The organism is Anabaena sp. CS-542/02 (assembly GCF_028331085.1).
GTDB classification, from domain to species: domain Bacteria; phylum Cyanobacteriota; class Cyanobacteriia; order Cyanobacteriales; family Nostocaceae; genus Anabaenopsis; species Anabaenopsis arnoldii.
This window is the reverse complement of the sequence record NZ_JAQMTM010000037.1, coordinates 1-12,119: the sequence shown is the minus strand read 5'-3', so window position 1 is coordinate 12,119 and position 12,119 is coordinate 1. Positions and strand designations below refer to the sequence as shown.

Annotated in this window: 7 protein-coding genes and 1 pseudogene; 4 read left to right on the top strand and 4 right to left on the bottom strand. The window is 44.3% G+C overall.

Features of this window, described 5'->3' with window-relative positions:
• Nucleotides 1–61: 61 nt before the first annotated feature.
• From PN447_RS03255 to PN447_RS03245, 3 genes are all read right to left on the bottom strand, one after another.
• Complete coding sequence (locus tag PN447_RS03255) at nt 62–2,704, bottom strand: putative PEP-binding protein (RefSeq protein ID WP_271760791.1); 2,643 nt, start codon at nt 2,702–2,704, stop codon at nt 62–64.
• 25 nt (nt 2,705–2,729) lie between these two features.
• Nucleotides 2,730–3,902 carry a DNA replication/repair protein RecF gene (recF, locus tag PN447_RS03250; RefSeq protein ID WP_271760789.1) on the bottom strand — a complete coding sequence of 391 codons (1,173 nt, stop codon included), beginning with the start codon at nt 3,900–3,902 and terminating at the stop codon, nt 2,730–2,732.
• Between the two features lie 80 nt (nt 3,903–3,982).
• Entirely contained in the window at nt 3,983–6,859 is a 2,877-nt protein-coding gene (locus PN447_RS03245; RefSeq protein ID WP_271760787.1) for a cation-translocating P-type ATPase, read from the bottom strand.
• Between the two features lie 544 nt (nt 6,860–7,403).
• Here PN447_RS03245 and PN447_RS03240 point away from each other — a divergent pair.
• Nucleotides 7,404–9,104 (top strand): transglutaminase domain-containing protein, encoded by a 1,701-nt coding sequence (locus PN447_RS03240; protein ID WP_271760785.1) that lies wholly within the window; start codon nt 7,404–7,406, stop codon nt 9,102–9,104.
• 340 nt (nt 9,105–9,444) lie between these two features.
• Here the strand turns inward: PN447_RS03240 and PN447_RS18685 are convergent.
• Nucleotides 9,445–9,585 (bottom strand): annotated as a pseudogene (locus tag PN447_RS18685) (PD-(D/E)XK nuclease family protein); the annotation flags it as partial.
• Between the two features lie 110 nt (nt 9,586–9,695).
• On the opposite strand from PN447_RS18685, the gene PN447_RS03230 reads away from it, so the two are divergent.
• The 3 genes from PN447_RS03230 to PN447_RS03220 form a co-directional block, all read left to right on the top strand.
• On the top strand, nt 9,696–11,135 hold the full coding sequence (locus PN447_RS03230) for a phosphoglucomutase/phosphomannomutase family protein (protein WP_271760783.1): 1,440 nt from the start codon (nt 9,696–9,698) through the stop codon (nt 11,133–11,135).
• 63 nt (nt 11,136–11,198) lie between these two features.
• Nucleotides 11,199–11,474, top strand: a complete 276-nt coding sequence (locus PN447_RS03225) for a LapA family protein (protein WP_271760781.1) — start codon at nt 11,199–11,201, stop codon at nt 11,472–11,474.
• A 307-nt stretch (nt 11,475–11,781) separates the two neighbouring features.
• The coding region (locus PN447_RS03220) for a helix-turn-helix domain-containing protein (protein ID WP_271760780.1) at nt 11,782–12,119 on the top strand (338 nt) is incomplete at its 3' end.

The following is a 12,119-nucleotide window of genomic DNA, read 5'->3' as shown; positions in this document are numbered from 1 at the left end:
TAAAACTAACCATAATCTATGATAGTTTTTTATGGACTTAATTAGAAACTTGAACAGGTTACTAATCTTGAAGTTGGTTTCTCGCTGCGGCTAGAATGAGGCGTTGTTCAGCACGTGCGATCGCTCTATATGTCCTGTCTACTGCTTCTGGTTCTACAGAAATAGAAGTAATACCCCATTGTATTAACTGGTCGATAATTTCTGGATAAATCGCGGGCGCTTGACCGCAGATGGAACAGGGTATCCCCGCAGTTTGTGCCATTTGGATCAATTGAGCGATCGCCCCCATGACCGCCGGATGAAGTTCATTTAATACTCTATTCATATCTCCTTGTTCTCGATCTACTCCTAAGAGTAATTGAGTGAGGTCATTTGTACCAATGGAAATACCAGCTACACCTGCTTTAACGTATTCTGGCAGCAAAAACAGCACACTGGGAACTTCTGCCATTATCCACAGTTGAAACTGGGGTACTTGGGTTAAACCTGCTTTTTCAACCTTCTCCCGACAAAAAGAAAACTCCGCTACACTGCGAACAAAAGGCAACAATAGATTAATATTAGTGTATCCAGCTTTTTGCACAGTTGCCAAAGCTGTGAGTTCCAACTCAAACACTGCCGGCTGGCATAAATAACCAAATGTACCGCGATGTCCAATGGTACTGGGGGGAGCGCCTATGGCTAACGCTACGCTGTCGGTATTGCTGGGGGACTCCAGATCAGGTGGGTTACCTGTAGTATATGGCCAGTCCAAAGAACGATAAAAAACTGGTCGCGGCGCAAAAGCAGCAGCAAAGCGGATAATCTGCTCTGTCCATTTTTCCTGTAATTCTGCTTCACGACCACTGACCAGCCAACTCTGAGGATGTTCACCTTCTAGTATATTGAGTAACATTAATTCCGAACGTAACAATCCCACCCCATCCACCGGTAAACTTTGAGCAGACTCAATTAATATCGGCTGACTCAAGTTAAGTAACAACTGGGTAGAAATCATTGGACAATCAGGAACACTAGGAGGATGGGGAGAACCCGGACTTTTCTGTATATCCTCAAGAGTCTGGAGTTTATGAAACAACTCGGGGATCTGAAACTGGGGAGATGGCGGGATAGTGGCGGGATTTAGTTCTTGACTCTCTTGTGCTGGTGTTTTATCGCCTCTGATACCTTGCGTGGCGTAGCCATGGGGATAAATTTCGCCCTGATCACCATCCACAAGCAGCCCCTCACCGTGTTTAATCAAAACTGTGGCATCCACCGCATTAACCACGGCGGGGATACGCAGTTCTCGCGCCAGAATTGCCCCATGACTAGTTAATCCCCCTTTCTCAGTGATCAGACCGGAAATATTTTGTAATAAAGGCAACCAATCAGGCGTAATCGTTGGTACTACTAAAATTACTCCTTTATCTATGTGTCTTGGTTTATTATCAGCATCGGTAATTACAACAGCAGTTGCTTTCACACGTCCCCCTGATGCTGGGATACCTGTAATTATAGCCGGCGTGGGTTGGTCGGCTTTCAAAGAGGTAAGGATTCTTTGGGATAGCGATTGCGTGGCGGTTGGTTTTATGAGCTTGCGTGGCGTAGCCGCCATTCCTATCTGATAGCGATCGCGTGGGGTTAGCCATGGAACTGTAGACTTAGTAGGGTAACTAACTTGAGTCAAGTAGAGATTAGGCTTTGCTGTGTCTGCTGAGATAGTCCATTTAATGCTAAAGTTGTTTCCTATTTCACTCACAAGTTGATGTCCCAGAGTCATCACTTGTTGCAGATGTTCTTCTGATAAAGCGAATTGCTTTTGTTCCTGCTGACTAAGTATATAAGTCACTATATCACTATGATCTGCCGTGAGGACTAACTCGGATGAATCCAGAGTACTAGTATCATGAAAACCACTTGGCTGATAGCTAGCGTGGCGTAGCCATAGCTCATGGGGGAAGCCATAAGCTACTATTTTATGGCCTAGATGTCTCTCTAGTACCAGCCCTGTTTCCAGTTGGACATAGTAGACATCCGGTAGTACATCGCCTTGAGAAATTGCTATTCCTAATCCCTTAGTCGCTTCTATTGTCCACTCTGATACCTTCAGTGGCGTGGTAGTAGAATGGGCGTACAGAAGACCACTAGCAATAGCATTTTCTACTGGTTGCACCAACACCGCTAAATTAATTTTTTGCAGGTTAACCCCCATTCGCCGCCAATACAGTAGACTCCTAGCCCGAAATAACTGGCTCCAGGTACGTTTCAATGCCGAAGCTATCTTTTCCTCATCACACCGGCAAAAAACTGCATCCAACAACCCAGAGGGATTTCCCATCTCTGGCATCATACCCGATAGAGCCAAGCTGGGACGCAAAATCACATAACTGGTATCCCATTCTCTGGACTGCTGGTAAATTTGGTTTACCCACTGTGGTGGTACGGTTCCGGTGAGAATTTCCCGACGCAAGCGACCAGCTAACACCTGAAGTTGTCGCCAATTAGCTACATCTAGGTGCAAAGAGGAATAAGGTAAATCTGCTCCTAAAGCCGACTTACTATTGAGAGTTGCCAGAAATTCTCGCAAAACTTCTGCTGAAACTACAAAACCAGGTATCACCGGGTAGCCACGCTGCATAATCTTGCTCAGGTAGAATGCTTTGTCTCCTACCTGACGGCGGTCTTGGAGTTGAATTTGATCCAGCCAGTAGAGTTTATCCACTCAATTTATTATTACTCATTAGTCGTTAGTCATTGCTGCTATATCGTTCTTCAATCGCTCCCGACTTTACAAGCAGAATTTGGGAGGAATTCAACCACTGAGCATCGAAAGAACTGAGGTGAGTGGTAGTAATTAGAGTTTGAAACCGGTCTTGAATGGCATTGAGTAATTGATCTTGGCGAAATGGGTCTAATTCAGCCAGAACATCATCCAGTAATAGCAGGGGCGGTGCTTGGACTACTTCTGAAATCAATTGTAATTCTGCTAATTTGAGAGCTAGTACTAAAGTTCGTTGTTGCCCTTGGGAACCGTACAGACGGGCTGGTGTTTCATTAATCATTAATTCTACTTCGTCGCGATGAGGTCCGACAAGGGTGGTACCTCGGTACAGTTCCGCGGCAGTTCGTTGTTGAATTTTGGTTAAAAAGGCTGGACTGATATCTTCTGGATGGCTGGAGTCAAAGGGTACACTAGGCACATAATTAATTTGCAGAATTTCTGTACTACTGCTAATACTAGCGTGCCAAGCAGCAGCAATGGGAGCTAGTCTTTGAATAGCACGATGGCGTCTTCTAATTACCTTGGTTCCAGTGGTAACTAACTGAGCATCCCATATAGCCAATGTAGAGATGGGATTAATCCCATCTCCATTAGGGGCTGCTGAGTTGATAGAGACGTTCCGCCGGGACGTCTCTACTGTTTTTAGAAAAGCGTTGCGTTGGCGTAATACTTGGTTGTATTGCTGCAAAATGTCAGCATAGACCGGTTCGAGTTGAATTAACAGTGTGTCTAGCCAGTTTCGACGACCATCAGGTCCACCCCGTACCAAGTCTAAATCCAAGCTAGAAAACTGCACAGCATTAAGTACACCCAAAAAATCCATTTGTCGGCGTACAGACTCACCATTAATCGCAACGCTGCGGCGACCATTGCTGCGCAGGGTTAACGCCAAATCACTGGTGCTATTTTCCCGCTCTAGGGTGGCATTAATTTGAGCTATTTCCTTTCCTGCTTGAATGAAATCCTTCACCCACCCCATGCGATGCGATCGCAATGTAGCCAGTAATTCGACCGCTTCTAACAAGTTAGATTTTCCCTGAGCATTATTACCGACCAAAATTGTTTTAGGAGCAGTGAACTCAACTTTTTGGTCTTGGTAATTACGAAATTGTCTCAGGTGTAGGTTTTTGAGGTACATAAATCATGGTCATTAGTCATTGGTGATTGGTCATTCACGCCCTTGGCTAGGAGCCCAGATAAAAGACCCCATGAATTTGGTCACCGGTCAAAACTGCTTCTACCCTTCAGGCGCAAGAAAAGCTTTTCGAGTTCAATCCAGACAAACATCAAAGCACTGAAACCGAAACAAATAGCCAACTCTGTGGGAGGTAGCCAATGAGTACCAAAGAAGGCTCGCAGGGGTGGTAAGTAAATGAGTATCAGCTGTAATATGGTTGTCAAAACTACAGCCCCCAGGACAAACATATTAGAGAAGGGGTTCATCTCTATGGTTAATTTGTTATGAGAACGAATGGCGATCGCATGACCCATCTGTGCTATGCACAAGGAAGTAAATACCATTGTTTGCCATCGTTCTGGGTCAAGCCCCTGAACAGGTGTTTGGCAGTGATTGTATGCCCACAGCATCAAAATAATGGTAATCACAGCAAAAATAATTCCCGTCCGAATGATATAAGAACCTAACCCCCTAGCAAAAATACTTTCCCGGGGACTAAAAGGCGGACGTTTCATCACATCTGCTTCTGCGGGTTCTACAGCTAAGGCTAATGCTGGTAAACCGTCTGTAACCAAATTCATCCAGAGAATTTGTAATGGTGTTAGGGGAACGCCGCCTAGTCCTAGCAGTGGGGCTGAGGCAATGGTGAGAACTTCCCCCACGTTACTACCAAGAATATACTTAATAAAACGGCGGATATTGGTGTAAACTACTCTTCCTTCTTTGGTGGCTGCAACAATGGTGGTAAAGTTGTCATCCAGTAGTACCATGTCACTGGCTTCTTTACTGACGTCGGTACCAGTAATGCCCATGGCTATGCCAATATCAGCTTGTTTGAGGGCGGGGGCATCGTTGACACCATCGCCCGTCATGGCGACAAATTTACCCCGACGTTGAAGAGCTTGCACTATTCGCAGTTTGTGTTCTGGGGCGACCCTGGCGTAGATGTTTACTATGTCAACTTGTTGCTCTAACTCCTGGTCGGTCATGTGTTGCAATTGTTGACCTGTCAGCACTGTATCACCTATTTGAGCTATTCCCAAATCAATGGCGATCGCCCGTGCTGTGAGTTGGTGGTCTCCTGTAATCATCATGGGACGAATTCCAGCATGGCGACACTCTTGCACTGCTGCTCTAACTTCTGGACGTGGGGCATCTAGCATCCCGACTAAGCCTAACCAAACCAAGTTTACCTCACATTTTTCCCCTTCCCCTTCTGGGATTTGTAGCAGGGGTTTGTAAGCGAAACCTAGGACTCGTAAACCTTGGCTTGCCATCCGGTCATTTTCTGCCAATATTTCAGCGCGTTGATTATCTGTCAATGGCAGACAATTGTTACCCAAAATAATCTGAGTACAACGTGCTAAGGTTAACTCCGGTGAACCTTTGGTAAACATTAAGTAAGGTTGAGACGCTATTAAGTTGGTAATTACCCCGTCAATAGTAGAGACCTTCTGCTGGGACGTCTCTACAGGGGGGGATGTCTCTACTTCAACCTGACAAATTACACTCATGCGCTTGCGTTCTGAGTCAAAAGGAAACTCACTGACGCGGGGTAATTTGCTGTACCACTGGTCTTTCTCAATACCAGCTTTTCCCGCTAATGTTACTAATGCTCCTTCGGTGGGGTCTCCTAAAATTGCCCATTCACCTTTTTCTTTTTGCAGCACAGCATCATTACAAATAGCACAAGCGACCATGAGAGCGGAAATTTCGGGATAATCTTCGACAAGAATGGTTTGATTATCTAACTGAAATTCCCCTATGGGTGTATAGCCTTCTCCTGTGACCCGAAATATATTTTCATTGGCATAAATTGACTGGACTACCATTTTATTTTGGGTCAATGTGCCAGTTTTATCGGAACATATTGTAGTTACAGAACCCAATGTTTCTACGGCTGGTAGCTTGCGAATCAAGGCATGATGGCGTACCATACGCTGTGTTCCCAAGGCTAAGGTGACGGTGATCACGGCGGGTAAACCTTCTGGAACTACGGCCACTGCCATACTCAAGGAAATTTCTAAGAGTTCTCGAATGTTTGCCAATCCTCTGGCTTGAATAATACCGCCTAGTACTACTATGCCGACGAGAACGAGGGAACTTGTAACTAGGACGTTACCTAGCTGGGTCATGCGTTGCTGTAGAGGTGTCGGTTCATTATCGACGGACTGCAACATGGCGGCAATTTTACCCAGTTCGGTTTCCATCCCTGTGTTAGTTACCAGGACTTTGCCCCGTCCTTGGACGACTTCAGTTCCTTGAAAGACTAAGTTGATGCGATCGCCTAATGATGTTTCTTCCGGTAATACTAAATTAGCTTGCTTACTCACCGCCTCTGCTTCACCTGTAAGCGCTGATTCCCGCACTTGTAAATTAGACTGTTCGATTAAGCGTCCATCAGCGGCTATCTGCATTCCGGCTTCTAACAGCATCACATCCCCTGGGACTAGTTGCTTGGCGGATATCTCTATGTATTTGCCACTACGGATAACTCGCACGTTCGGAGAAGTCAGTTTTTTCAAGGCGGCTAGGGCTTTTTCTGCGCGGGTTTCTTGGACATAGCCAAGTATGCCATTGAGAACTACAATTGCCATAATCGCGATGGGATCTTTGAATGGCACTTCGCCGGGAGCAATTTCTCCGACTTGCCAAGCCATGAAGTCCAAAAATGCGGAAATTACGGCTACTGCAATCAGCATCAATAACATAATATTTTTGAACTGATCTAGCAGTATCTCCCAGGAACTGCGACCATTATTTTCTTCGAGTTCGTTCTCACCGTATTTTTGCTGACGTTGTGGCACTTCCTCGGCTTTTAAGCCACTTTCTGCGTTACTATTAAGCAGGTTGATGGCTTGATCAACTTCCCAACTATGCCAAACACCAAGACCTTGGGACTCAGATTTACCAGACATTGTGTATGTCACACCGAAATGGTTACAAAGTTAGATCATAATTTAAAGATGACCTTTCTAGCATCAACTAAAGTTCAGAAACCCCAGCCCTTTAGTGCGGGGCTTGAAAGATACCTAATCTGACCAGACTCAGTACCCAAAAGGTACTACGTTAGAGGTAAGAGTTAAAGACCTACCAGGGCATACGTAGGTAGTCACCTGCTCTAGCGCTAAACGATTAAACAGATGTACAAGGACATGGTTTGGTAATTTTGTCCTGTTCTAACCGCCCTGTCCGTTGCTATAGATGTAATTCGGTGCAGATCCCGGACTTCTAGTGTAGATGCTCAAGAGTCTGGAGTTTATGAAACAAGTCCGGGATCTGAAACTCAAACACAGGTTACTAGTTTATTTGGAATCATCACCTATGTATTTATACGTTAAATGTATTATTAATGACATATAATTCTAGTAAATTATCTCTAAAAGCCAGGATTTTGGTGATCAAAAATATGCCAAAATTAATTCTGGGTGTGCTAAACGGTTAATTTAATTTTGGCTTAATATGAGTTTTGCACTTCCTAGTTTGATTACCAGCCCAATGTTTGGTCACAGAACAATTCGACCTTTAACAGCAGCCACTCTTTGTGGCATTGCTTTCATCCAAGATACACTGCTCGCCATTGATACTATTAAAGGACATCTACTGGAGATTGACCCCACATCTGATAACAGCAAAATCCGCAATCCCCACCAAATCAGGGAATTTCGCGATGTTGCAGGACTAGCAGTATGGTCAGACTCCCTGTGGGTAACGCGGGAAAACAGTGTTTATCTGTCCAAACTCTCGTCTTTGGGTCTAGAGCATTTTGTCACCCTACCTTATGCTGCTGATGGCGTTGCTGTTTGGGAATCAACAGTTTACGTTAGTTGCCAAAAACTCGGATCTATTCTGATTTTTGACGGCAATACTCGCAAGGAAATTACTCGGTTTTATGCACCGGGTGTGGGGGTGGAAAATTTGGCAGTCAACCGTGATACGCTTTGGGTTTGCGATCGCACGGAGCAAACAGTCTATGCTATGGACAGAGCCACTGGAGAAGTTCAATTCAGCGTGTTAACACCATTTGAATCTCCCACGGGTATTGCCATACATACTAATCAACAGACAGGTAAAGAAACTCTTTTTGTGGCCTATGCCTCAGAAGAACCTTATATCCGGGATAACCCTAATGCTGATCCTTGTCATGAACTCACATACCGCGATCGCACTTTCATTCACCCGCTACATTACCATCACCAGGCAGATAAACACTACGCTCTTTCCAATGGCTATCTCATTGAAATGTCCTACGCCGAGGAAATTGCTCCCTTAGAAGAGGTATATTTGCCCGATGTAGAATGGCGTATTGCCCTACCCTCAAACACTGAACGCCAAAAGTTGCAATATGTTGAACCTATTGGTATCCCTTTTACGGAGGAAATGATAGATGGGCAACGTGTAGCAGTATTTAAATTTGATGCCCTGACACCAGGGGAAAGGCATATATTCGGTTGGAAAGCATTGTTGGAAGTACGAGGTATTAAATATCGCATCACTCCCAGCGATGTAGAAGATATTCCCCATAGCGATAGCGTGGCCTTAGGCATAGTATCACCAGAATCTCAAAAAAGCTACTTAGTGGATGATGATGATTTGGCAATGGATACACCCATTGTCAGACGTGCTGCCCGTGAAGCTATTGGTTCGGAAACTAATCTTCTGCGGAAAATGTATAATATCCGTAACTACGTATATGATCAGTTGTCCTACGGCATTAAACCTTATATTGACACCCCTGATTTAGTCTTAGAACGGGGTGTTGGTTCCTGTGGCGAGTATGTAGGTGTTTTACTGGCTTTGTGCCGTTTGAATGGTATCCCCTGTCGCACTGTCGGTAGATATAAATGTCCGCCCCACAGCGAACACCAAGGAGTTCCTTTACAACCGGACTTTAACCATGTTTGGTTAGAATTCTACATCCCCGGTTGTGGTTGGTTACCAATGGAATCTAATCCGGATGATTTAGGGAACAATGGCCCCTACCCGACACGCTTTTTTATGGGTTTATCCTGGTATCACATTGAAATTGGCAAAGGTATACCCTTTGAAACCTTGAGTAGTCAAGGTGTTCGGCTGACCAAAGAAGACATTCCCCTAGGCGACTTGGCCATTAATCACATTCGCTTTACAATTGTTAAAGAATTACCGCCATTTAGCGATTAGCCATTGGTGATTGGTGATCTAAAGGTAATGGACTATCGTGATATTTTTGTGTAACTTGTCGCACGAGATCTGCTGGCCGCAGCGCTGGCGCTATCTTGTTGTAATGGTTGAGTGGAGTTGCTTGAGTTTAAGAGTTGTGCAGCTTGTTCGACACCGTTGGATTTGGTCAACAAATGTCAATTATGATGGAATTCATCAACGCTTTTTTCGGCGGGGATACCAATTCGCTGCAGTCCAGTAGCTTTACAGATCGCGATCGCGTGGCGTTAGCCATAAACGCAACCAGGGTTATGTGGGTTTTCTCAGCCTGGGGATGTAGGTCGCTCTTGATTTCGGAGACTAACAGCGTTTTGATTTGTGGTTTATGTTGGCGTGCTTTAATCAACCCCCTTCTCATCTGGTAGTGCCAAGGTTCTTGTCCTGTTGATCGGGCAAATAAAGACTAAAGGTGATAACTGGCAAAAGGTCGATTAGAAAATGACTTTGCTCAATGCTCAGTGAGAAAAAATACATTGGGGGACACTTGCGGCTAGGCACGCTTTGCGGGAAGCTTCCTATAGGATTAAAGTTATCAGGGAGAAAGTGGTAAAAATGAGCGCTAGTAGCAATTCCAGTCAAATAAAATTTGGTACTGACGGTTGGAGAGGAATCATCGCTGATGATTTTACTTTCCCAAATGTGCGGAAAGTCACCAGGGCGATCGCAAGTTACCTCGAAACAGCTTACTCAAAAGATAGACCGGTTCTAATTGCCTACGATACTAGATTTTTGGCTGACCAGTTCGCCCAAACATCTGCTGAGGTTTTGGCAGACTTGGGTTGGACGGTGAAAATTACTGATCGGGACTGCCCCACACCAGTAATTGCCTACAACGCCCGGCTTTTGAATTCGGCGGGTGCTCTGATGTTTACTGCTAGCCATAATCCAGCGCCTTACTGTGGAATTAAATATATCCCTGATTATGCAGGACCAGCTACACCAGAAATTACTGATACAATTGTGGCTAATATTGACAGTGCATCTGATGCCCTGCCTGGCAGTAGTCCTGTGGGTAAAATTTCCATTTTTGACCCCAAACCCGAGTATCTCAAGTTTATCTACACTTTACTGGATATAGAACGGATTAAAAGTGCGAATTTAAAGGTGAAGTACGATGCGCTTTATTCTACTTCTCGCGGCTATTTGGATGAAGTTTTGCAACAGTGTAACTGTCAGTTAGAAAGCTTCCACACTAATCGTGATGTCCTATTTGGTGGCGGAATGCCAGAGCCCAAAGGTGAACAACTAGTCGGGTTGGTGGAGGCCGTACGTGCCGATCAAGCTGATTTGGGACTGGCTACAGATGGTGATAGCGATCGCTTTGGTATCGTTGATGAACAAGGAAATGTCCTCACCCCCAATACTGTGCTGTTATTACTAGCACGTCATTTAATCAAAAATAAAGGTAAAACCGGCGCTATCGTCAGGACTGTAGCCACAACTCACCTGCTGGATAATTTCGCGGCTAAATATGGGCTGCCAATTTATGAAACAGCTGTAGGCTTTAAGTATATTGGTGAAAAAATGCGGGAAACTACCGTACTGATTGGGGGTGAAGAATCAGGCGGCTTAAGCATAGTTGGGCATATTCCCGAAAAGGACGGTATTTTAGCTGATATGCTAGTTGCCGAAGCCATCGCCTATGAAGGTAAACCCCTGAGTCAATTGGTTAAAGAAGCTATCGCCGAGGCTGATGGACCGCTTTACAATGACCGTCTTGACTTACACCTGACGGAGGCACACAAAACCGCTGTGATTGACTCGTTTACTCAAAATCCCCCTTCTGATGTGGCGGGAATTAAAGTTAAAGAAGTTGGACGCAAAGACGGGATTAAGCTGTACTTAGAAGAAGGTAGTTGGGTATTGTTGCGCCCCTCCGGTACAGAACCTCTGGTACGTGTTTATCTGGAAACCAACTCCGCTGAGAAACTGGCCAAGGTCGCTCAACAGATGGAAAGTGCCATCGCTAAACTAGAACCAGTAGCTGTTTAACACCTGATCCCCCTAAAGAAACTTACCAAGGTAAGTTTCTTTAGTATTGTTATGCTGCAAAATATGAAAAATTTTATTCCGATTTTGATATCTTTAATAGTGGCTATTTGGGTAGTCGCCATCGCTATTATCTCAGTCCAAAATGCCACACCTGTATCTTTAAAATTCTTAACATTTCAATCGATTCAAATCCCATTAGGTTTATTAATGGCATTCACTGCCGGTGCAGGTTTATTGGGAATGGCATTACTACAGCCACTTTGGCGTATGACAGGTTCTTGGCGGGGTCAGTCCATTGACGATGATGCCGAGTTTTTTGTTGATGACCGGGATTTTTAAGTATTTACCAGAAACGCGACTAAAGCCCCGCTTTTCTAAACCTGGGGATGTAGGGCGCTGGCGATTTTCATCGCTGTGTTAGTTTTCGCTGTGACGGAAGTTAACAGATAATGGATAATATAGGTAGGACGTGATGAAAGTGTTTAATCTGACCTACGAATTTAGAGTAGTAGCCTAGTTGACAATTAGATAGACAAACCTATACACTTATCTACAAACCTATAAGTGTATTTATGTTTAAACCTCATGAGTTTGCAAAGAAAATTGGGGTGTCAGTCAAGACATTACACAGTGTTGAGGTCGAGCAATGCTTTTATCCATTAAAACAAAGTTAAAACTGAGTAAAACCCAAGAAATAATAATGAATAAACACGCAGGTATTGCCAGGTTTACTTATAACTGGGGTTTAGCGACTTGGAATAATCTTTATAAAGATGGATTAAAGCCCAACAAATATATTCTGAAGAAATTCTTTAATAATCATGTTAAACCTGAGTTTGAGTGGATTAAAGAAAAGGGTATTTGCCAGAAAATAACTCAATATGCTTTCGACCATCTAGGCGATTCTTTCTCTAGATTCTTTAGCGGTAAAGGTGGATATCCTAAGTTTAAAAAGAAAGGACATCGCGACGCGTTTACCATTGA